General features: G+C 49.4%; 15 protein-coding genes. 11 read left to right on the top strand and 4 right to left on the bottom strand.

What is annotated here, in order from left to right; translation table 11 throughout:
* Positions 1-448: 448 nt before the first annotated feature.
* From Pan54_RS11950 to Pan54_RS11915, 8 genes are all read left to right on the top strand, one after another.
* Entirely contained in the window at positions 449-1,321 is an 873-nt protein-coding gene (locus tag Pan54_RS11950) for a hypothetical protein (protein ID WP_146503699.1), read from the top strand.
* A gap of 472 nt (positions 1,322-1,793) precedes the next feature.
* Entirely contained in the window at positions 1,794-3,191 is a 1,398-nt protein-coding gene (locus tag Pan54_RS11945) for a glutamate decarboxylase (protein ID WP_146503698.1), read from the top strand.
* Between the two features lie 326 nt (positions 3,192-3,517).
* Positions 3,518-4,270 carry a hypothetical protein gene (locus Pan54_RS11940; protein ID WP_207310123.1) on the top strand — a complete coding sequence of 251 codons (753 nt, stop codon included), beginning with the start codon at positions 3,518-3,520 and terminating at the stop codon, positions 4,268-4,270.
* 647 nt (positions 4,271-4,917) lie between these two features.
* Positions 4,918-8,196: a PSD1 and planctomycete cytochrome C domain-containing protein gene (locus Pan54_RS11935; RefSeq protein WP_146503696.1), complete on the top strand. Its 3,279-nt coding sequence runs from the start codon at positions 4,918-4,920 to the stop codon at positions 8,194-8,196.
* A gap of 52 nt (positions 8,197-8,248) precedes the next feature.
* A complete protein-coding gene (locus Pan54_RS11930; RefSeq protein ID WP_146503695.1) occupies positions 8,249-9,658 on the top strand; it encodes a DUF1501 domain-containing protein in 1,410 nt (469 codons plus the stop codon).
* Positions 9,659-9,709: 51 nt separating this feature from the next.
* Positions 9,710-10,720, top strand: a complete 1,011-nt coding sequence (locus Pan54_RS11925; protein ID WP_146503694.1) for a WD40 repeat domain-containing protein — start codon at positions 9,710-9,712, stop codon at positions 10,718-10,720.
* Between the two features lie 129 nt (positions 10,721-10,849).
* Positions 10,850-13,711, top strand: coding sequence for a DUF1549 domain-containing protein (locus Pan54_RS11920; protein WP_146503693.1), 2,862 nt, complete (start codon positions 10,850-10,852; stop codon positions 13,709-13,711).
* 55 nt (positions 13,712-13,766) lie between these two features.
* Positions 13,767-15,029, top strand: coding sequence for a DUF1501 domain-containing protein (locus tag Pan54_RS11915; RefSeq protein WP_146503692.1), 1,263 nt, complete (start codon positions 13,767-13,769; stop codon positions 15,027-15,029).
* Between the two features lie 157 nt (positions 15,030-15,186).
* Here Pan54_RS11915 and Pan54_RS11910 read toward each other — a convergent pair whose 3' ends face one another.
* From Pan54_RS11910 to Pan54_RS11900, 3 genes are all read right to left on the bottom strand, one after another.
* Positions 15,187-15,666 carry a carboxypeptidase regulatory-like domain-containing protein gene (locus Pan54_RS11910; protein ID WP_146503691.1) on the bottom strand — a complete coding sequence of 160 codons (480 nt, stop codon included), beginning with the start codon at positions 15,664-15,666 and terminating at the stop codon, positions 15,187-15,189.
* Between the two features lie 98 nt (positions 15,667-15,764).
* Entirely contained in the window at positions 15,765-16,763 is a 999-nt protein-coding gene (locus tag Pan54_RS11905; protein WP_242631292.1) for a DUF1559 domain-containing protein, read from the bottom strand.
* Between the two features lie 448 nt (positions 16,764-17,211).
* Positions 17,212-17,589 (bottom strand): hypothetical protein, encoded by a 378-nt coding sequence (locus tag Pan54_RS11900; RefSeq protein ID WP_146503690.1) that lies wholly within the window; start codon positions 17,587-17,589, stop codon positions 17,212-17,214.
* A 290-nt stretch (positions 17,590-17,879) separates the two neighbouring features.
* Here Pan54_RS11900 and Pan54_RS11895 point away from each other — a divergent pair, with 290 nt between their 5' ends.
* From Pan54_RS11895 to Pan54_RS11885, 3 genes are all read left to right on the top strand, one after another.
* Positions 17,880-21,413 carry a heparinase II/III family protein gene (locus tag Pan54_RS11895; RefSeq protein WP_165441744.1) on the top strand — a complete coding sequence of 1,178 codons (3,534 nt, stop codon included), beginning with the start codon at positions 17,880-17,882 and terminating at the stop codon, positions 21,411-21,413.
* 74 nt (positions 21,414-21,487) lie between these two features.
* Positions 21,488-21,952: a hypothetical protein gene (locus Pan54_RS11890; RefSeq protein WP_146503688.1), complete on the top strand. Its 465-nt coding sequence runs from the start codon at positions 21,488-21,490 to the stop codon at positions 21,950-21,952.
* A gap of 409 nt (positions 21,953-22,361) precedes the next feature.
* On the top strand, positions 22,362-22,790 hold the full coding sequence (locus Pan54_RS11885; protein ID WP_146503687.1) for an FKBP-type peptidyl-prolyl cis-trans isomerase: 429 nt from the start codon (positions 22,362-22,364) through the stop codon (positions 22,788-22,790).
* A 1,392-nt stretch (positions 22,791-24,182) separates the two neighbouring features.
* Here Pan54_RS11885 and Pan54_RS11880 read toward each other — a convergent pair.
* Complete coding sequence (locus Pan54_RS11880) at positions 24,183-24,668, bottom strand: hypothetical protein (protein WP_146503686.1); 486 nt, start codon at positions 24,666-24,668, stop codon at positions 24,183-24,185.
* Between the last annotated feature and the right edge of the window lie 11 nt (positions 24,669-24,679).

Raw genomic sequence — 24,679 nt, 5'->3', positions numbered from 1 at the left:
GAATTCTGTGAGCGACATCGTGGGTAACACGCCCCAAAACGAAGCGAAGGGCGCGGTCGTTCCGGGGCGTGCTAACCGATGACTATTCATTTTCTGTTTCAATCGTTAGCCAACTGTCCAATAATCTCTTACTGTCATTTAGAATATGTACTCTGGAAAACTCTCCCACCGGAGCAATGGAAGACTACTTCATTAAGCTTCAGGGGATCTCACTGTCCTTGACGATGAATCGGGACTGCTCAATGCAGCCCGATAAGTAATCATGCTGGCAGCTAAACCCTGTTCCAATTGGAAACCGGATTTCCTGTAACATCTTGAACAGAACCTCCGGGGTGGCGGGGGCGCTCCGCTTCAGCGGAAGCCCCCGGAAGTTCAACGATTCGGGGGCTTCTCTTCGAGAGCGCCCCGCCACCCGCCGATAATTATCTTGCAATAGATCGCTATTAAAATGATGAAAACCATATTTGCATTCATCCTGTTCTCAACTGCTGCGAGTGCATCGGCTGAGGACTTTCGACCAAACATTGGACCAGACTTGCCGTCGATCACAGTGGAATGTGGAGAGGTGACAATCCTCCTGCGACAATCGACACAATGGACTCCTGGTCGAATTGATTTTCGCGGAACACCGATGACAACTGAACGAAGTGCGTATGGGACTGTCTTCCGTTATCCTGAAATTGGCTTCATTGGAACGGCACATCTTGAAAATGAGCCGGAAGACTTGCAGTCGCTCTCCTTCTTCTTGGACGGCAAAGAACTCACCACTCCGGAGGCGAAACTCAAAGGAGAATCATTTCGCTTCGTGCGAGAATCAAAGATTCGTGGCTTCTTACTCACAAACATCATCGAGATCAAAGGCAATTGTCTTTATGAAACGACGACGATCAAGACGAACGTTGAAACTCCCCTCAGTCTCGTTTATCACTTTATGCATGCGTGGACGCCAACGGTTTCCGAACTTATCGCAGGGAACGATGACCAACCTGACGACGACATTTATCAGCCACTTCTGGATGATGATAACGTTTCTCGTCTTTTCTATATCAACAGAGCCGTTGACTGGCTCTCAGTTTATGAGCCAAACAGCGGTCAATTTGCAGTTTCACGGATTCTTGAAGTCCCTGAGGAAACAGAAAGCATCTCAACAATATGGAACGTTCCTAACACATACCGAAAATATTATTTGAGAGTATTCCAGAACCAAACAGTCCCAAAGGATTTCAACGGCACCTGGAAGATGGTGACTGCTTTCGGGTGTGAAACGTCAGACAAATGGCAACCCGCTGCGAAGGTGCTGGTGAAGAAGCTCATAGAATAAGTATGAGTATAACGTCTGCAATCGACGGACCCTCAAGCGAACAGAGGTCAACCTGATATCTGTCAGTTTTTATCCTTATCGAATCGCACTGTGATCGCTTTAATGAGATGCTGAAAGTGGGGAATTGCTTCGTAAAGAGATAATATCTCAGTATTTATAGATCTGAATGAAGAAGATGAGATCCTGCGCTCTGCTGGTTCGATCCTCGTGCCAGGTCAGCATCGTATTTATGGTGATGGACGAGAAGTTGTCGGGCAACGACACGTTTTTGGCCTTCGATAATTGCACCATTGCCATGGGTATTATTACACATGGATAGTTCGCAGTCTTTCTGTCGCAACCGATGCCAGGAGAGCCAAATCGCGTGAAGGGGGCGTGAGAAAACTCTTGCGTTAATGTATAGTGCAAAAGAAGCAAGAGTGTTTGACGTTACCTGCTCATTGCTATTCTCTCGTTACTCAAAGGACAATTCATGCCGTTACATGACAAAGACTCCGTACGCGATAGTATCGAAGATGATGTGTACGCGTCTGTCGATCTTTCTGTCAGCATGCCAAAATACAAGTTTCCCACCTCGGAACAAAACCCACGCCATGCCTATGCTGTCGTGCACGACGAACTGATGCTGGACGGTAATTCTCGCCAAAATCTGGCCACATTCTGCCAAACCTGGGCCGAGCCGGAAGTCCAACAGTTGATGAATGATTGCTTAGACAAGAACATGGTCGATAAGGACGAATATCCGCAGACCGCGGAACTCGAGGCCCGCTGCGTCCATATGCTTGCCGATCTGTGGAACTCGCCAGCCGGCGCCAACACGATCGGTTGTTCGACGACCGGTTCCAGCGAAGCCGCGATGCTGGGCGGTATGGCGATGAAGCGTGCCTGGGAAGCCAAGCGAAAGGCAGCCGGTAAGCCAATCGACAAGCCGAATCTGGTTACCGGTCCCGTCCAAATATGCTGGCACAAATTCACGCGATATTGGGACATTGAACATCGCGAGATCCCCATGGAGCACGATCGGCTCATTATGACTCCCGAAGAAGTTCTCAGCCGGGTCGACGAAAATACAATTGGTGTTGTGCCCACTTTAGGTGTCACCTTCACGTGCCAGTACGAGCCGGTGAAGGCGGTCGCAGACGCTTTAGACCAGTTGGAAGAGGAGACAGGGCTGGACATTCGGATGCACGTTGATGCGGCGAGTGGCGGTTTTCTGGCGCCCTTCTGCTCTCCAGATCTCGTCTGGGATTTTCGCATTCCACGTGTCAAATCGATCAACGCATCGGGTCACAAATTCGGTCTCTCGCCATTGGGCGTCGGCTGGGTGATTTGGCGTGAGTCCACAGATCTGCCGGAGGAATTGATCTTTTGGGTGAACTACCTGGGCGGCAATATGCGCGACATCGCGCTGAATTTCTCGCGACCGGGCGGACAGGTTGTCTGTCAATATTACAATTTCCTCCGACTGGGTAAGGAAGGCTATCGCAAGATTCACAGCGCTTGCTATGAGACGGCGCAGTACATCGCGAGTGAAATCGAAAAGCTCGGGCCATTTGAGGTGATCTACAACGGAGAAATGGACGCAGGTATTCCGGCAGTTTGCTGGAAAATGAAGGAAGATGCCAACGCAGGATTCAGCCTGTACGACATGGCCGATCGCCTGCGAAGTCGCGGTTGGCAGGTTCCCGCCTATTCTTTGCCCGCCAATATGCAAGAGTTATCGATTCAGCGGATTTTGGTGCGACAGGGTGTCAGTCGGGATTTGGGAGCACTGTTGGTCGAGGACATGAAACGAACGCTGGAACACTTTCAGCAACATCCCGTTCTCACTCCGATGACGCCTGCGGAGGCTTCCGGTTTTCATCATTAACGGAAAATTTCCAAGAATGTGAGCGGATACTCTTTGCGCAACTGTCGCTATTTTGTCCGCGAAGAGTTCTCGACCGATATTGGCATTGCCAGGAGCCTCACGTTGTCTGTCAAACGTTTTGGTGAAGCAACAGACTGACCTGAAATCCGCCCGAGAAAAATATGGATGAGCAGTCCGAACAAAGCAACAACATTCAATCATCCAGTTTGGAGTGCGTGGAAACTAAAGGGCCTTGGCCGTTTGTTACCTGGAGAGCATACAGGGCTGCCGATCAATCGAGATATAACTGGAGCTCTCGTCACCACCGTAAGGGACTGGTTCGACCAGTGGCGCTCAAGACAATTGCGAATGGCAATTCGTTACTTTGCTGCTTGTGGAAGCCTCAAGAACTGAATTGGTGGATTGGCGTTATCTTCGCGATTGGTTCGCTTTTGTTTATAATCGGGAGTGTGTTGTGCTTATCACCAAAACTGGCAACTGTCTGGTCCCTTGATTCGTTGCAGATCAACACGATCTTTTTTGCTGGTTCGATACCTTTTACTACTGCCGCATATCTCCAGTTATTTCAAGCCGCCAATGCAGGTGAATCGACTGATGAAAATTCTGGTTCCTCCAGGCGGCTTAACATTTTGGGTTGGCGACCGGGTGATATCGGATGGCTGAGCAGTGCATTGCAATTTATCGGAACGATTCTATTCAACTTTAACACATTCGACGCGACTCTACCTTCGCTTGACTGGTTTGAATCAAACCTCCTGATCTGGGTGCCGAATATATTTGGTTCAATTCTGTTTCTTGCGTCAGGATATCTGGCCTTCATCGAAATCTGTCACGCATATTGGGCCTGGAATCCAAAAGATGTTTCCTGGTGGGTTGTCTTCACGAACCTGTTGGGTTGCGTGGGCTTTATGATCTCGGCTGTTTTCGGTATCTTTTTGCCGGGGCCAGCGAATATCGATGCCGCAACTCTGTCCACAACGTTTACGCTACTGGGTGCAATTGGATTTTTTATCGGATCGTTGCTGATGCTGCCTGAGATGAGTACCTCCACAAAGTCCATGACAATAGTGGCCCAGTAGGTGATGTCCGTAAGGAATCCAAAGAGCAGGGCATCTTCAATTCGCCCAGGCGATCGTAATCGCCCTGTTCTGCTTGTGGACTTCTTGGCGAAAGCCGTGTTCAGTGGGCTCCACTGGCTCAGTTGATCCTCCTTAGCGAGCGGAGCTTTTCAATGTGGAGCAGTTGAAGAGACATGCGAAGTCTCTTGCGAAGTTGCATCAACTCACCAATCTCCCGGAGCATGACAAGCTTCTTCCACGACTTGCAGAAAACGGTAGTCTTTTAATTGAGACTTATGATATTCTGACCGTAGCGGATGCCTTGGATAGTAGGGTTGAGTCTGCTTGCGAATGGCTCTTGGACAATTTCTATCTGATTGATGAACAGATTCTTGCAATCCGTCGCCTTTTACCTCCCTCGTACTCTCGTGAACTTCCGAGTCTGGGATACTGCAGGGTTTTCACGAAATGCTGTCGAGATCGTGACAAGCAATATTGTGAGTACAGAACGAGTTTGGAACATCATATTTACGAGTGATAGTTGCAAGATTGATTCCCGTCATCCACGATACTGTTAGTATGAAGTATTGCAGACAGGACAAGTTTGGAATTCACCTCTGGCGACAGGGATTAAGAAATGACTTCCAGGTGAGGGGATTGGAGCAGATATGAAGCGATACCCATCTGACGTAGCAGTGATCCTTTTGAGTTTGCTTTATGTCATTCCTGTCTGGGCTGATGAACAGGGCGAAACTTTCTTTGAAAGTGAGATTCGCCCGATTCTGTTTGAGAAATGCAGCGCGTGCCATACCGGGGCCAAACATTCGGGTGGCTTGAGTCTTGAATCTCGGCAGGCCTTGTTGGACGGTGGTGATTCCGGGGCTGCGTTGAATCTTGATCATCCGCAGGCAAGTTTACTGTTGCAAGCCGTAATTCGATCAGATGAAGTGGCGATGCCTCCAGATGATCCCCTGACGAAGAAGGAAATCGATTCCATTTCCACTTGGGTAGAATTGGGCGCTCCATGGCCCGAACAGGCTCCCTTGCTTTCTGCGGATGCGATGCGTGCAAAGAGTCATTGGGCCTTTCAACCTGTAAGCCATCCGAAGATTCCTCATATGAGCTCAGAAAACGGGAGAGCAAATCCCATTGACGCCTTTGTCCTGAAACGGCTGGAGGATTCGCAACTTATGCCGTCCGCTCAGGCAGATCAACGGACTCTTGCTCGAAGAGTCGCATACACACTAACCGGCTTGCCACCTACGTTAGAGCAGGTGATGAAGCTAGAAAACAGTAACCAACCCGAAGCCTTAGATCGATTCGTTAACGAGTTGCTTGCCTCTTCACACTACGGAGAGCATTGGGCTCGGCACTGGTTGGATGTTGCCAGATATTCAGACACAAAAGGCTATGTTTACGCCCGTGAAGAACGTTTCTGGGTTCATGCCTGGAGCTATCGTGACTGGGTAGTCGACGCGTTGAATCGTGATCTACCATATGACCAGTTCTTAAAACTCCAGATTGCCGGGGATCAAGTTGAGGAACGTAGCAGACAGGATTTAGCAGCCATGGGGTTCCTTACCCTTGGCCGACGTTTTCTGGGAGTGCCCTGGGACATAATCGACGACCGTATCGACACATTGTGTCGAGGGACCATGGGATTAACCGTTGCCTGTGCTCGTTGTCATGATCACAAATACGATCCTATTCCCACTGCCGATTACTATTCACTGTATGGAGTTTTTGCCAGTAGTGAGGAAAAGCTGGTTCGGCTGGAAGTCGAAAAACAATCAGTGGAATATGAAACCGAGTTGAACAAACGCCAGCAGGCTTTAGCAGAGAAGTTGCAGGCAAGTCGAGAAGAGTCTTTCCAGCGGTCTCGTAATCGCCTGGGGGATTACCTTCAAGCACAATTGGAACTCGAAAAGTATCCTGCACAAGGTTTCGACCAGGTCTTTGAAAAGAGCGACCTGCTACCTGCATTCGTACGCCGCTGGCAGGCCTGGCTGCATCAGTCGCAGCGTTCTCAGGAGCCCGTTTTTGTGGCCTGGCATCTTTATCGTCAGATTCCTGTCGAACAGTTTGCCGAACAATCGGACGTCATCACCAGGCAAATCAACACTCTGACCGATACGCAGCTGAACCCGCTCATCCGAGATGCATTTCAAACACCACCCGTTTCATTCTCAGAGGTGATAGATCGGTACGCTGCAGTCCTGAAGACGATCGACGACAAATATCTATCACAGGAACAGCCAAATACTGGCGTGGATAATGAAGCTGAAGAACAGCTCCTTGCAATACTGTATGGACCGAATGCCCCCTGCGAAATTCCTGATCAACCGCTGGTCCACATCGAAACCTTTTTCGATTCGGGAACCATCAATGCACTCTGGAAACTACAAGGCGAAGTCGATCGCTGGATCATTAACTCGAAAGAGCAGGTTGCCCACTCGCTGATTCTGCAAGACTCCCAAGTTGAATTTCCCCCTCGAATCCTGCGACGCGGGAATCCTGTCAATTATGGAGATGATGTTCCTCGGCAATTTTTGGCCTTACTGAGTGGACCGGATCGTCAGCCTTTTTCTACGGGAAGCGGTCGCTACGAATTGGCCGAAATGATTACTTCGCCACAGAACCCGCTTACCGCACGGGTTATTGTGAATCGAGTCTGGACGCATCATTTTGGCCAGGGACTGGTGACAACTCCTAGCGATTTTGGACTGAGAGCCGAGCGGCCTTCACACCCTGAATTACTTGATTGGCTGAGCAACTGGTTTATGAAGGAAGGCTGGAGTCTGAAGAAACTGCATCGACTCATTTTGACTTCAAATACTTATCGACAATCATCATTTGTGAACCCTGAATCAGTGTCTCATCAAAAGGCACAATTACTGGATCCTGAGAATCGTCTGTTGTGGAGAATGAACCGACATCGTTTGAACTTCGAAGAATTTCGAGACTCCCTGCTCTCTACCTCGGGGCAACTCGATCCTACGTTGAAAGGAAAACCTGCCAACCTCTTTTCAGCACCATATCCTAATCGACGCACGCTCTATGGTCAGATTGATCGACAATATCTCCCGAGCACGCTGCGCATCTTTGATTTCGCTAATCCAGACTTACACATTCCCAAACGCAGCGAAACCACAGTTCCGCAACAATCATTATTTCTACTCAATCATCCACTAGTTCTGGAGCAAGTCCAGTTATTGGTTAAAGATATTGATACAGACCAACCTGAAGCATTCGTGAACCAATTGTTCCAACGTGCCTTTCAGCGAAATCCTGATTCTCGTGAACTTGCCGAAGCAATTCGTTTTATGGAATCAGCTGACTTCCCTGCTACGCCGATAACGCGACCAACCACAGCCAACTGGCAGTATGGGTATGGTCAATATGATGAAGAGCAAGGACGAACAACTGGCTTCACACCCTTACCGCATTTTACTGGAAACGCCTGGCAAGGTGGAGTCGCATGGCCGGATGCAACGTTAGGCTGGGTTCAGTTAACAGCTGTTGGAGGACATCCTGGAAATAATCGTGAACATGCTGCAGTCCGTCGTTGGACGGCACCTCGCAAAATGACAATTGATGTCAGCTCAGCTCTTATCAATGAACCTGCAGCTGGCGATGGTATCCGTGCGTTTGTTGTCAGTTCGCAATCAGGCACTTTGCAAAATGTAAAAAGTCATCAGAAGCAGATGGATCTCAACGTGAGAGAATTGCAGGTTGAGGAGAACGAAACCATCGACTTCATTGTTGATATTGATGAAGTTCTCAACAGCGATCAGTTTCTATGGGAAATCACAATTCAGGAGATTGGACATGATACAATCTGGAATTCGAAACTCGATTTCCCTACTGATACAATCAATCACCTTAGTCCTGAAGAACAATTGGCTCATATCCTGTTTTGCACAAATGAATTCATCTTTGTGGACTGATATAGATAACAATGCTTGAAAACCACTTCATAATGGCTTTAGGAAAAGTGAAATGAAAATGGATTCATTAATCTCTCGTCGAAACATGCTTGGTTCTTCGGCATTGGGAATGGGAGCATTGAGCCTTCAGTCATTGTTTAGTCACGATGGACTGCTTGCTGCTGACTCTTCGAGTAACTCAAAACATAATCAGCTTCCACACTTTCCCGGAACGGCCAAACGTGTGATCCATTTCTTTTTAAATGGAGGACCATCTCATGTTGACACCTTTGATCATAAGCCCGAACTGGCAAGACATGCAGGAAAGTTACTGACAAACACATTGACAACCGAACGCAAAACAGGAGCTGCTTTTCCATCGCCTTTCAAATTCCGGAAATATGGGGAATCGGGCCTCGAAGTCAGCGAACTTTTCTCTCGTACTGCTGAGCATATCGATGACATTGCTGTCATTCGTTCAATGTATGCTCAAGTCCCTAATCATGAACCATCGCTCATGCTCATGAATTGCGGAGACTCGATTCAGGCACGGCCAAGTGTTGGATCTTGGGTGATGTATGGCCTGGGAAGTGAGAACCAGAATCTGCCTGGCTTTGTCGCTATGTGTCCGGGAGGTTTGCCAATCAAAGACAATGAAAACTGGCAAGCTGGATTTTTGCCGGGAGCGTATCAGGGTACTTATATTGACTCACAACATCGAGAACTGGCGAAACTGATTGAAAACATTGAGCATCCCCATATCTCTTCGGCGAATCAGCGGCAGCAGTTAAAGCTTCTGCAAAGCTGGAATCTTAAACACGCAGAGATTCGCAATGATGATCGACTGGAAGCGCGCATCCACGCATATGAACTTGCGTTTCGAATGCAGATCGGGGCAGCCGAAGTCTTTGATTTGAATCAGGAACCGAAGCATATTCAAGAGATGTATGGAAGCGGAGTTCATGGACGGCAAACATTGATCGCACGTCGTCTACTGGAACGGGGAGTTCGCTATGTGCAGCTTTGGCATGGAGCAGGGCAACCTTGGGATAATCATGACAACATAGCAGATAATCATCGAAAATTGGCGGATCAACTTGATCCTGCAATTGCTGCCTTATTGACCGATCTCAAACTGCGGGGAATGCTAGAAGATACCTTGGTCATCTGGGGGGGAGAATTCGGCCGTACTCCCACGGTTGAGCTCACCGGCGGTGGCGAATCGAAATTAGGGCGTGATCACAATCACTGGGGATTCAGCGTCTGGATGGCCGGCGGGGGAATTAAAGGTGGTACCGTTTACGGAGCGACTGATGAGTTCGGTTTTAAAGCAGTCGAAAACCCAACGAGTGTCCATGATTTGCACGCAACAATCTTGCACACCCTGGGATTCGATCATGAACGTCTGACGTACCGATATGCCGGTCGTGACTTTCGACTGACCGATGTGCATGGACGCGTAATTCGGGAAATACTGACGTAACTCTCTTAAAACTTTGTTGAATGTACTGACGACACTGAGGAAAATACCCCCATGGATTTTACAAAGACACATATCGAATTTGATCATAAACACACCAGCCCTCTGGTGTCATGCCGGTTTTCTCCGAAAGGCGAAAACGTGTTCTTCGGTGCCGAGGACTACAAGGTCTGGCGCTGGAATTGGAAGGAAGACACGAAGACAGAATTCAAAACCGATGCCTGGGTCATGAGCCTTGCGTTTTCGAATGATGGAGAAACGCTGATCACCGGTGGGTATGATGGTCGCCTGATGTGGTGGTCATCGACAGCCGAGTCCTCTGAACCGATTCGAATCATTGAGGGACACGAGGGATGGATTCGCGCGTTGGCTGTCTCACCAGATGGCAAGCTTCTGGCTTCGGTAGGGAATGACCGTGTTATCCGACTCTGGAATCTTGCTGATGGTACGAGCTTTAAGGAATTTCATGGGCAACCCGAAGGAAGCGAAGGCTCAATTCGACATGCCTCCTACATTTACAACGTCGCCTTTCATCCCGAAGGCAAGTCTCTTGTCACGGGCGATTTGATGGGGCAACTCATCGAATGGTCTCTCGAAACTGGCGTGCCACAACGTGCCTGGACCGCTGAATCACTCAGTAAGTATGACAAAGGCTTCCGAGCTCAAATCGGTGGCTTCCGTTCGCTGCTATTTAATGCCGATGGTTCAAAATTGTACGCTAGTGGCATTACGAATGTCAGCAATGCATTCGCAGGAGTCGGTAATCCTTCCGTTGTCGAATTTGATTGGAAAGAAGGAAAGCAACTGATTGAGTATTTATCAAAACCAAAACTTCAAGGCGTCGCATGGGGGGCTGCGGTTCATTCAGATGGAACAATCATTGGAGCCCACGGTGGAAGTAACGGAAATTTGATGTTCTGGAAACCGGGTGAAGCTGAGGCAGCGTTTCAATTGAAACTTCCACAGAACGCTCGGGCACTCGACCTGCACCCAGAGGAGGAACGCGTGGCTGTTGCTTGTTCTGATGGTCATCTACGTATCTACCGATTGGGACCAAAAGCTTGAAATCCTTAATTATAATTGACGACCATCGCTTTAGAAGTTAGTGTTTAAGGCATCAACCTTAGTTGATGTCTCGTTAGATCAACCGCGACGAGAGCCTCCTGATACTGCTTCCTCAAAGTGAACTTGCCCATGATGAGTCGAGTCGTCCCCTTACTCCTGTTTGTCTGCTCGTTGGCTATTTCTCCAGTTGACGCGCAAGAATCTGTCGAGAATACGCCGCTACACAAGCAAGTTGACGACCTCATCAGTCAAGATAAGATTGGTCCAATAGCAGATCAATCTGACGATTTTACATTCATCAGACGAGTGTACCTGGACCTCATCGGACGCATCCCTAACAGGACTGAAGTTGAAGTGTTCCTGGCTGACAGCAAACCCGATCGTCGAACTGCTGTTGTTGACCAGCTCCTATCTTCCGACGAATATCCGCGTCACATGGCCATAGTATTCGATGTGATGTTGATGGAGCGACGTGGTGGGAAGCATGTCAAAAGCGAAGAATTCCGGTCCTATCTCGAATCTGCGTTTCGCGAGAATCAATCTTATCTGGAGATCGTACGCGAAGTCCTCTCAGCGGATGGGACCAGTGAACAGAATCGGTCTGCTTCTGCATTCTATCTGGAACGGGATGTTGAACCACATTTATTAACCCGTGATGTCGGTCGTATTTTTTATGGTGTCGATCTTCAATGTGCTCAGTGTCACAATCATCCGCTCATTGATGACTATCATCAAGAAGACTACTACGGTCTGCAAGCGTTTTTTGTGCGGTCGAATCTCTTTCAACCCGACAAGAAAAAACCTGCATTGATTGCCGAACAGGCAACCGGAGAAGCGAGTTTCAAGTCGGTCTTCACCGAGCGAGAGGGAGTGATTGGTCCGCGTGCTCCACAGGCAGACGAACTGGTGGAGGTGACACTGAAGCCTGCAGAACAGTATGCGGTAGCTCCGGCGAAAAACGTTCGTTCGGTCCCTGCAATAAGTCGACGCGAGCAACTTGCAAAAATTGTCCTGGAGGCACCGGCTCCAGCCTTTAATCGAAACATTGTCAACCGACTCTGGGCACATCTGTTTGGACGAGGAATTGTCCATCCCGTCGATCTTCATCATTCGGACAACCCTCCGTTACAGCCCGAAGTCCTTGATTTATTATCGCGAGAATTTGTCTCTGCCAATTACGACATCAAATGGCTTCTACGGGAACTCGTTCTGACCGAAGCGTATCAGCGGTCGTTCCAGTTGCCAGAAATGCAGCCATCGATTGCAAATGCAAAACAACAAATTAACGCAGCCAAGGCTACTGCCAATAAAGCCTCCGAACAGGCTGCTCAAGCAGACTCACGCGTCCAGACCGCTTTGGAAGAACTTGATAAAGCTGTTGCCGTAGCCAAGCCTTTCAGTGGTGCCGAAGCTGCTGCATTGAAGCAAGTGGTCGAAGCACAAAAAGTTCGCGATGCAGCTGAGTCCAAAGTCAAGACTCGTCAGCAGGATATCGAGAATCGTCAGATAAAATATGCGGTACTCTTGAAATCACAGGAATCGACAATTGCTGCCGTCGAGAGCTTGAAGGACGACAAAGAATTAGCAACGGCTCTGGAAATTATTCAGAAACGCGTTACAGAGCATTCCGTGGAGCTCCAGAAACAGCAAGAAGCAATCAAGGGGGAGAGTCAGGCGCTCGTTGACTCAGAGAATGTTTTGAAGGAAAAAACGACCGCAGCTGATGTGGCAATTTCATCCAGGGTACCCTATGAAGATGAAGTAAGAGTGAAGCGGGACGAGTTATTTTCGATGCGAGAACAAGCCAAATCGCTTCGTCATCAAGCGAACCAGGCACTCAGTGACGTTCAGTTCCTCGAGATCATCATCGCTTATGGTGAATCCTCACAGCAGATCGCTATGCTAAAACAAGCGATTGCAAATGGAGAACAGGATCTCGCTACAAATGTCGCTGCTATTACCAAGGCAAAGCAAAACCTCGCTGAACTTGAGCCCCAGAAAAAGCAAGCAATGACGGCAGTTGTGTCCCAACAGAAAGTGTTTGATGACGCATCCAGGGAAATGGTTGCGATTCAAAAACTTCATTCGACCCTGGCGGAATCCATCAGCAAGGCCAAAGAAACCAGCCTGACGATCCCGGAAGACACCAAAGTCAAAGAAGCTGTGGAATTGCTCTCACAAAGCCTCACGCGAATCACTGCTGATGTCACGAAGTCGCAAGTCACTGTCAAAGAACAGAAAACACAACTGGACCTGCTCCAGGCCACTTTGGTTGAATCGACGAAGCAGGTGGAACAGGCCAAACAATCACTAGCAACATTGCAGGAGCAGGGAAAGCAACTCACGCAGAAACAGGTGGCTAATCAGGAAAGCCTGCTCAAGGCGCACTCTGCACACGATACAATTTGGGGCGAAGTCGTTGATGGTGCAACTGCCAGAGCCCATGTGGCCAGCTTGGATTCGCTTTCACCCGAGCAATTCGCAATGAGCATGCTGATCGCCACCGGACAGTACAAACGATTGCAATCAGCAGCCATCGCCAAAGTCGATAAAGAAATGCCTGTCAAGGAAGATTCTTCTCAAACGGCAAAGGATCAAGAGGCACGCCAAACGGCAATCAATGCTGCTCTGAAGACCTCTCTGCAGGGAACTATCGATAAGTTCGTTACTCTTTACGGAGCCGCTGCAGGTCAGCCTCAGTGGGATTTTTTCGCGACTCCCGATCAGTCCCTGTTTGCTGCTAACGGTAATGAACTACGCACCTGGCTTATCCCAGGGGGTGGTAATCTGACCGAACATCTCATTGCCATAGAGAGCATCGATGCATTGGCTCGCGAAATGTACCTCAGCGTATTGACCCGTATTCCCACGAATGAAGAGATCGCCGATGTGAGGTCGTACATTGAGACTCGCCCAGATGCCAAAGCTCAGGCCGTCCAGGAACTTTGTTGGGGGTTGATGACTTCCGCTGAGTTTCGGTTCCAACATTAAAAGAAGCGATTTCAATACCGCTGAGGTTTAGAATTCACTAATAGGGAAATGCACGATGAAGTCCTTCACAATGTGTGGTAGTGTCGAACACCAAATGGCCCGAAGAGGGTTTCTAGGCATCATGGGAGGAGCGTTCGGTCTCGGTGCTACGCTTCCTCAGAGTTTGACAGCGGGGCTCTCCCAGCAGAATAAGCAGATGCTCGTTGTGTTTCTGTCGGGAGGAGTGAGTCAGCTTGAGTCATGGGATCCCAAGCCAATGACAAACACTGGCGGCCCATTTCGTGCGATACCGACAGCTGTACCGGGGATTCACATTTCCGAACTGCTGCCAAAGACAGCCCAGCACATGGACAAACTCTCCCTGATTCGCAGCATCAATACACGCAACGGCGATCACGGCAAAGGGGCGTATCAGATGCAATACGGTCGTAACCAAATGCCTGGTCTTGAGTTCCCACATTTAGGCGCCGTCACTGCTCGATCTCTTGAACGATCCGACAGTCCTTTGCCTGGAAACATCCGTATCCCCGGCGGCGGACGTAGTCGTGATGCTGCTTACCTCGGCCCGCGTTTTGCCAGTGTGGGAGCTGATGGGAAGCCCCCCGCCAACTCCACACGTCACGAATCTCTGCTATCAGAGGCAGATCAAATGAGGCACGCCTTTCAACGGCGGGCCAATGAACGATTCCTCTCGATGCGCAGGACTGCAGAGACGGATCTTTACACTCAAAGCTACGAACAAGCAATGCAGTTGATGGATCGTCGTGAAGTCTTCGACCTCGCCAAGGAACCAGAAGCGGATCACGTCCGCTACGGAAAACATGATTTCGGACAGCATTGTCTGATGGCTCGACGGATGCTTGAAAACGATGTCCCTTATGTGCAGGTCTCTCACAAGAACTACGATACGCACAATGAAAATTTCAATTTTCACCTCGAACAGTTGGCCGAATTCGATACACCCTTTTCCTGTCTCATCAACGACTTGCACGAGAGAGGACAACTCTCCTCAACACTGGTCGTAGTCATGTCTGAGTTCGGACGAACACCAAAAATCAATGTCCGCTATGGTCGCGACCACTGGGGTACTGCGTGGTCAATTTGCCTTGGGGGAGCGGGGATTCAGCCAGGAGCCGTGATTGGCAAAACCAACGAGAACGGGACGCAGGTGATTGATCGGGAGGTGAATCATGGAGACCTGTTTCACACATACCTCTCTGCGGTTGGCCTCGATTCGTCCTCCTCCTTTAATATCAACGGTCGCGAACTCCCTCTTGCTGATCCTGCCCACAGCCCGATCCACGAGCTCATTATGTAGTGTTTGCCCTCAACGTATTACAGCTCGGACGAACTCACTAAGCCTTGTTAGCACAATCTCTTTCACCCTAACTCCATCGGCTCCGCATCATATCCCAGCGACCATGATTCACTAACGCAACACTCTTCGCTGAGGGCTTGTCGTGTCAAACCTGGGATCAACGTTTTGAACTCAGTTCATAATCGATACTGATCGGTTCGGATTCGACTGTCAGCATGTATTTCATGTTATCGGGGTTGATACTCGTCAGATGCGTGGGCAAAATTTCCAACGCCCCGACATCTGCTGCCGACTGTCCCTCGGGAATCGGGCTGCCATCGGGCTGCGCAATTTTTGAAAATGTCACATTATAAACGCCTGGCTCAATGCCTTCAGCCATCGAATAATCCTGTGCATTGAATTTGCCCGCTGCATCGGTAATCGCAAACCCGCCTTTTCCTTTAGTTTCGCCATAGGGTAGAAACTTCACAGCCGTTCCCCCCAGCGGTTCTCCATCCAGCAGCACCGTTCCGGTCACCGGTATCAAAAGTTCGGGCGTGTTACTTGAGTTTTCACCACCGCATCCAGCGGCAGTCAACACCATCAGGCATATCAGAGCGGCAATACAGTTCATCTCTCGTGAAGCAAAGTACAACATGGGTCACTTTTTGTGGAAAAAGATTTGAAGCGGAAAAAACTGTCTACGTTGACCAGAAGACAACGCAGACAGTTTGTGGCAGGAATCACGGAGCCGTTTTATAATTCGCCGAGTGGTTGACCATCGCTGATCCAGGCCAGTCGGTTGCGGAGGGTAGCGTCGATGTTTTCGGAGATGAAACGCACCGCTCCATCACCCATCACGACCTGAATACCGCCCTGATGCAATGAACCGGGTTCCCCCCATTCACCGTTGCGACCGTACTGGTATTGTGCATTTGGTGGTGTCCGCCAGCCACAGCAGCGGAAGTTGTTGATCCCCCGAGAGGCTGTCAGGTTCACACCCTGTCCAACGTGTGATGAACAGCCCCACGACTGCGTTTCGCCATCATCGACGTCGAGAGTCGTTTCGACCATCGCAACCGTGTTGGAGGTCCCATCGACCAGATCACGCATTTTGCTGCGGGAGTTAACTCCGAACATGGCTCGCGTTGTGATGCCAAGGGCTGTCCATAAAGTACCGCCATTGCCCTGAGTGACGCTGAAACCATAGGTGGTACGAACCGAATCAGTCACGCCGCATCCGTAGTAGTCACTCGCAGAGGCGTAAACCTGTGGGCCTGCATCCGACGGACACAGATAAACTTTGATGATATTTTTTGAAAGATTCAGATTCGTGTTGATGGCCGGATCTGTTCCCCCGGCTACAACACCCCCACTCACGTTGCGTATTCCATACGCCCAGCTGTGATTGTACTGATCGTACAAAGCTGATTGTTCAACGTAGGGTAACAGCTGAACGTGGCCGGATTGATTGAGGACATTCGTACCGGTCGGCGTTCCACCATTTGACGACGAGTTGGCCGTTGAATACGGAAACACATTGTGCACATCATGATAATTGTGCAGTGCCAGACCAAGTTGCTTCAGATTGTTTTTGCAGGAACTACGGCGGGCCGCTTCTCGGGCCTGTTGCACAGCTGGCAGCAATAAAGCGACCAAAATAGCGATGATTGCAATGACTACCAGTAGTTCAATGAGCGTGAATCCACGTGTACGAGTTCTCAGCGATGGACGGTTCAGTTCAGTCAACATCATTTGCAGTACTCCTGAAAAGATTGGTAAAAAATGAAATACAGCTCAATCGAGACACTCCATGGCAATCTCGGTCGCAACGCCTCGATGCGAGAATGCTTAATCTACAAGCAGATTGCACATTTGAATTTGGCTTCAACGGATCCACAACATTGGAAACCATTACGCTTTCGTGAAAAACCAGTCTGTTAATCAACGATATGGACAATTACCGATGTGATATCACGGTAAATCAAAGTTATTAAATTGATAACAGCATTTAATATGCCATTCAGTTCCAACTCATGGCTTTTCCTTGAGCAGCAAATGACAATCGCAACCTCCGGGCTACTCTGTATACCATGTGGCTATTTGGCTAGAATGCTCACCCAATCACCTGGTTGGAAAACGTATCGTATTGGAGAAACTGCGGTCTGGAGGCCTGATGCACCACCAAACGCCGTTAACCCTGTTATGATTTTGATATTCTCAGTCGTTTTGCGGTCATTTTCCGGGAATCGCTGGCGGGGATGAGGGAGGGGATTCCTGGAGGTATCCTCGTTCGTTTTCGCGGTGTGCCACGGTTCGTTTTACTGCTGCGAGCATACGTGTCGATTACTGCACTTGGCAGACGAACTTTCAAGGTCGCCTGCTCCTCAAGCGGGTGCAACCAGTCCCGGATGATTCGTCGAAATGATCGCAACACACTAGCACAACTCAACCTCGCCGGTTCATTGCTACCCGCTAAAATCTGCGGCAACGCGTACAGCGACATCGCCCACAGGCCAGCCAGCGACCACTCCATCTCCACGAGTTCGGTCACCGGAAGACCTTTGATAACAGATCTCAAGGTGATTCCATGCCTGGGACATTGCATCCATTATTCGTCATGCTGGCTTCACTGACTCAGCAGGAACTTGCTCGCCAGATTGAGTATTATAGGTAGACTTCGATACAATAGCTTGGCACCGAGGCGACAACCTCCCCACTGAATTCAACCTCGATGACACACCGGTAGCACGAGATGTGTGCTCTTTACTTTTAATGACACGCGTCTCAAACAAGATAAAATTCAGAGCAAACGGCAGAGTCCATTACATTCTGGATTATCTCAATGAATGTGAAGCACCAGGATTAGACATGAATCAACACTGTCTTCAAACAATAGGGCTGATATTCATTTGGCTTCAAGTGACATTCCTCTGGGGTAATGATTTGAAGTCCAATGAAGCCACCTCTCCGCACTTACTCCAAAGCGAGCCATCAGAGCGAGTCACGGTTGAGGGAAATTCCATCACCGTGACATCTCAACAGGGCGGAACATTCAGCACACAATTACGGCATAACCACTCTCTATCCATGGAAAAGGCACTGGAATTCTCAGTACAGTTAGACCCTGTCAAGAACGATGACGGTGCAACTGCTGATATCGATGCGGGCATCGTGTTGGGGATGTCATCTCCAGAATCCAATCCCGACCGTTACGACTCTACAGACAACAAGGTCCTTCTTGAACTGAAGGAATTTGCCGACAGATACCGTTTCACCATCATCCTGGACGGTCAAACGATTTCTTTCTGGGGACGTCAACGTTCTGAACACGGAATCCCGAACATTGGCACTCGCCAAGCCAGTCAATCGTACTTTCTTAAAATCGTCGCGATCCCGAGGGGGGATCAGACAGGACTTCGGTTCTTTGTCGAACATGGTGACCGTCCGCTTCGACTCTTCAAATATGCAGACCCTGAAGCCAAAACGGAATATGGTGAATTCGTGACAGAGTGGCGACTGAAACGCCCTCTCACCGAGAATAACTATCTTGGTCTCTACACTCGCGAAAACGGACGAGCACAACGACCAGTCGAGACCACTTTTTCAGACATCAAAGTACGCACCATCTCTATCGACGATGCCGAAGCATGGATGTCTGCCGAAGAGTTCGTTATGGCGAACCTCAACTATGATCACCCGACAATGACCGACGTGAAAGCGGCACGAGATGCTGGTGATATGGAACAGGCAAAGGCCCGACTTATCGACTATTTCCGCACACGCCAAAGTCCGACCGGTCCCGACTACGACCGCGAAATGGCTCGAGCGACCTCACATGGGAAAGAGGCTAACTGGCGGGAGGTTTCCGATAATGCCATCGATGGTATCTATGCAAAGCTAAGTTGGTTCCACGGTTTCAGCAATCCAGGGGAACTCTGTCGCAATAACGGACTCCCTCGGTGGGATCGTGATCCTGGCTTTCTCACGCGCCACTACCACTGGGTTGTTATGACTCATGCCTGGAACCGTACTGGGGAAGAGAAATATGCAAAGCGACTGGCAGAAGAAGTGATAGACTATGTCCAACAGGAACCAACAGTATTTTACAACAATCCCAACCTTGGTGGGCAACTCGATGTCATCGATGGTTCGGTTATCAATGAGCACATGCTCTGGACGGGCAATATCGGGAGACGACTGGAACTGACATGGTGGCAGATGTTCGAAGTGATGAGGAAATCTGAGGCCTTCTCCGACGAAGCGATTTTCCATTACCTCGATGGTGTTATCCGTCAGTGCCGACTGCTGACAAATCCGACGATCTTTCAGGAGTGGGACGATTCTGGATTCCACGGAGCAATGGCTCTCACCAAAAGCAGTATGCTGTTCGAAATGTGTGACGAAGCCCCGTTGTGGAGCCGCATTGGCTGGGAGCGCATCAACAAGGTGATGGATGTTCAATTTCATCCCGATGGGAGCCATGTGAGTCTCTCCTCCGGCTACGCCTGGGCCACCATCAAGGGACTGGAAGACTTCTATCTCTATGTCAAGAAGTCGGGAGGCACAGTTCCCAAGAAAATGGAGCAACTTATTTCGGAGATGTATTACCATCCATTGGCTCTCACTCGTCCAGACTTCGGGAATGTCGATCTGAACGATGGTGGCTGGAGTCCGATCACACATCTGGCAAACGAAGCCTACGAGATTTTTCCAGAGCGTCTGGACTATCAGTTCTTCGCGACTGGTGGAAAGGAAGGGGAATCACCAAAGTCACCTTCGATGTACTTTCCGAATGCGGGGCATTATGTGTTCCGGACAGGCTGGGGATCTGACGAAAAGTACCTTTTCTTTGGAGCGGGACCGTGGGGGGCAAGTCATGGCAAAATGGATGCATTGAATATCTACGCAGCTTACGGTCCTCACCTGCTTCTCCAGAACGCGGGGCGTGGTGCCTACAGCGGTGTGGGTAACACAATTCACGCGGGCAAGTCTCTCTCCTTTAACGTGCTTTCACCCGACTGGGCACAGGAGAACAGCATCCCGCACTGGAAGCAGGAAAAAGCGATTGGATTTAATCCACCTGAACGGCGTTTCAAGAACGATGAGTATTTTGGGTACGGGGAAGGCTCTTTCACCTATGGCTGGCACAAACCAGGAATGCACTACCAGGGGAAGTGGGTCCGGCAGGTCATTTTTATGAAAGGAACCGATCCAAAACTCACCGGATACTACGTTGTGATCGATACTGTTGAACCCGCCGATAATCGTCCCACAACTTGGCGACACCCGTGGCAACTTGCAGCAGCAAATCCGGTATTCAGTCAGATAGACAACAGTTTCAGAGCAGTCGGTGGGGGGGTAGCGATGCAGGTCCTGCCTGTCGACCCCGACAACAATATGTCGGTCCGCGTGATTCGTGGACAGGAGAAGCCAGAATTGCTGGGATGGCGAGTTTATGGTGAAACTGCGGACCCGTGGAATGTCCCAACCTACGAGTGGCAGGCTGAAAACACTTTTACGAAAGCTTGGATCATCCAGATGCAATCTGACAAAAACGACTGGCCCGTCCAGTCTGTCCATGTGAGTTCCTCAGTCAATCCGGGAGAAATCAAGTTTGAAGTGAGACGTAGTGATGGTGGTATGGACTCTATTCTTCGTCGAACGCCTGGCAGTAAGCAAACACCTTTCAGGGGAGAAGAGATCTCAGGGGATGTCGCCGTAGTTTCGCAAGATCGAGAAGGGCACGAATATGCCCGATTGGAAATGACAGGCGGAGACAACTCGGTTGCCGCTTCCCGAGGTATACCAGTCACGCAGTATCAGCCCAATATCTCCGAACGCTTTGCCAAAGTACGCACCTCTCGTCTCGGTGACTCGCCAATCGGACTCGACAATGCGAGTTTCGAGCAGCCTATGATTGAAAAGCCGTCTGGCACCATCGAAGGCTGGGACTCAAACTCTCTCAATGGGACGGGGACCTGGCCTGCTGATCAGGTTGGAGTAAAGGGAGAACCAAACGGGAATCAAGTCGTTGCGATTCACCAAGGAGGATTCATTGGACAAATACTTAAAGATGAACGTGGGCAGCCTATTGCCATCGCTCCCGGCAAAACAATCCGCATCCACTTTCATAATTTCCCGCACCAGGATCACCGCCCGATCAACATGGGAGTCTACCTGCATGCCGGTGAGGGAACCGCCCCACAGGTTGCGAAAGCCTACTCGTTTTCAGACGACGAAAACAATCTAGGGGATCAGTCAGCTGAGTTAACCATCAGTTCAGCTGAGACACTCTCCAGTTACCTGCCGAAGGGTTGGGAAAATATCCCCTTGTATCTCAAATTCCACAACTACTCGGGTCGAATTGTGATTGACGACGTTCAGGTCAAAGTCGTGAAGTAGCTGGGATCGAATGTGGATATGAACAATAGAAATTTCAGACCAATTGCTGGGGCTACACGTTACTCGAAGGTCGCTTGAAGAGACTCGGCTACAACATTTCCCGCTCCACGATCAGCAATATCCTAAAGGTCGCTGGCCATGATCCCCAACCGCGAAGAGATGCCGATTCCTGGGATGCGTATCTTCAGTGGCATGCCGATGTGATGTGGCAGTGCGATTTTCTGGTCAAACCCCAATGGGCGATCACTGGGATGAAAGACCTGTTCCAATTGCTGTTTATCCACATCGGAACGAGGCGCATCTGGATCTCACCGGCGACCAATAATCCGGATGCAGCCTGGATGAGCCAGCAGGCGAAGTGCTTTCTGCAGAACTGCGATGATGTCGAACTCAAACATACGATCATCATGCGAGGCAAAGATGGCAAGTTTCAGAAAGGTTTCGATGAGGTGCTCGAAGCGAGGAATTGTTACGTCAAAAAACACCCCGAAGTCTCCGAATCTGATCGGCCGGGATTTTCAGGCATGGTACAATTATGAGCGACCACACACTTCAGTGAATCATATGCCGCCGGGAGACCAGACAGTTCCGATTGTGCGCATCTCAGATACTATCAGAAATATCGTTTGCACAACCCGTCTGGCAGGATTGCTCAGCCTGCCAATACTACACGACCTCGAGTTTGCGATTACTCTGGCTGAGATTGATGCAACCGACGCACAATCGATACGCCAGTTGAAGGCCCACGTTGTATTTGCTACAACTAGTTTACGTTTATAAATCGGGCTAATATGATGAGGCTCCGCAGCGGGATTAAGTGTTATCAGACCTTTCTTGCTGCCACATAACCATCAAGTTTCATATCTGGGCGTACGATCTCTTGGATCTGCCAATGTTGTTGTTGGCACTTTCGACGAGTATGCTACGACACTATTTAGGAAGCACCACATGAACGCAGCAAAATCAGGCGATACAGTTCGGATTCACTATACGGGAAAACTCGAAGACGGAACGCAGTTCGACAGTTCTGAGGGTCGGGATCCACTGGAGTTTTCACTGGGGAGTGGCAAGGTGATTCCCGGTTTCGACAATGCCGTTGAAGGGATGGCTGTAGGCGACAAGAAATCAGTCACAATACCACCGGAAGAAGCGTACGGCCCTCGGCACGAACAACTGATTCAGGTCGTGCCGCGGAACCGTCTCCCCGATGGCATGACACCCACAGTCGGCATGGATCTGCAGTCGCAAAACGAGAACGGCCAAGTCATGCAGTTCTCTGTCACTGCGGTGGACGAAGAGTCGATCACAGTTGACGGAAATCACCCGCTCGCAGGAAAAGCACTCAGCTTCGATGTTGAACTTGTCGAAATCGTTTGAGTGACCTGATACTATGACACGCCGTGTCGCGACTCCTTGCACGGAAAAACCTGGCTCGTTTCTAAGACTCCGCTGGTGATTTTGGACTTGGGGCATTCGGCTGATCAACATGGACAGAGTTGTCCTCCGCGAACAGGGTGCAAGCAGAAAATAGAACGGCAAGTCAAAGCAGCGTTTTCAAGCGACTCATTGGTTGTTCTCGCGCAGGCTATCGTATCGATTTGGAATATCGAATGTAAGACGGGACTGCGGCTTGTCCACGCATCGCATTCTGAGGCGTGAGTTGATCACAGCTGATACCCCGTACCAGACGGGAGAGCCATCAAAGCTTGAAGCCTCATTTGTTTTTTGCGTTTATGGGTTGCGGAATGCGTTCATTTCCTTGAGTAACCAAGCAACGATCTCCGGGTGTTTCTCGGAAAACGGTTCTGTTCGGCGATGTCTTTCGGCAAATCAAAAAGAAGCGGTGGATCGTCTTTCTTGACAGGTTCTCGTTGATGTGTGCCGGGGCTGGACGAGGATTTTAGGGAACTCAAAATGATTTTGTAGTTCCCCGACCTCTTTAAATGTGACTAAGTCAGCCCGTGTCATACCGGCATAAGAATCTAATTCCACTCAAGGGAGTCCCATACGCCGTTAGCGTTGTTGTCTGGTGGGGAGTAATAATAGTCTCCAGCACCATTATACACAGGAGCAGTCCGATTCCGATTGAACAAGCCCTCCCCGTTTTACACGCCGTTCGAACCACTTTGCGCGCGTTTAAAACCATAACTCGTTGATTGGTAGGGTATTGCAATAGTTCGAGTCCATAATGGTGCCCCCGTCACCTATTGACACTCTTTCGAACCTGGAACCCAATGGTTAACAGAAATCAATCCAAGCGCGTATTTGGAGAGATTTTTGGCGATTTTTGAGCGCGCTCAGAGTCATTTCGGGGTGCAAAAATGTGCCTGGGAACTTTTCGATGGGAAACAGAGTATGGAAGGAGTACTCTGAAAATACTCCCCACTTCACAGCGGGGTGCAAAAATTATGTCTGGTCACCGGAGGACCCTTGATTACAGATCCAAAGGTGATTCCATGCGTCGGACCGATTTAGTCGGTTGGGTCGCGAAGCGATGAGAGGAAACCACCCTGCGGATTCTGATTTTGATAGTTGTCCATCAATCCCCAAAGTCAACCAATGGTCAAACACAGAGTCAACGACGAGAAGCAGAATGACTTCGTCACGTTCTCAAGCGACAAAACGTCAGAACGGGCCTCTCGGTTTGGAGATTGAAGATCAATTGCCGTTCAATAAGCATGGAGAGCTAACGGTGAGACATCTTGTGCTTTCAGCACCCAACCGACAAGGTCGGATGGGCCAACCAGTTATAGACAGAGTACTTTTAGACTACGTTTGATCGGTGTTAAAACCAGATAGCCAATAATCAAAATCTTGTTCGCTTGGTTCCAATGAGAAGGGTAATTCCCGTAATTCACCATTGTTGTCAAATACCAACGCAATGATTTCTGTAGCGTAAGTAACATCGAAATCGCTGCCCTCAGGAACAGAATCCGATCTAACGATTTCTATAAAACCTTCCACCATACAATTTCTCCCAGATTCATTTGACGGCCAAATACAACCGCAAATGGATTCACATGGATATGGATAGTTCGTCTGACCCAATTCAATAGTAGTGTGCTGGGAGAACCAGAGTCTAATAACAACTTGAAAGAAATAAAGGATATTGAAACTACCAATGGGCGACAGATTTTTTTCTTGATTATTGGTCAACATACACTGGTACAAACTCTCAGCAATGCGAGATACATGCGGGTTTGCGTCATTGCAGAGCTTTACTGCTTCCTCGAAAAAAGTTGAATCATTTTGCATTCAGCGTCTCC

It is taken from the genome of Rubinisphaera italica, from assembly GCF_007859715.1.
GTDB lineage: Bacteria > Planctomycetota > Planctomycetia > Planctomycetales > Planctomycetaceae > Rubinisphaera > Rubinisphaera italica.
Note: the sequence above shows the minus strand (reverse complement) of the source record. Positions and strands in the feature narration are given on the sequence as shown.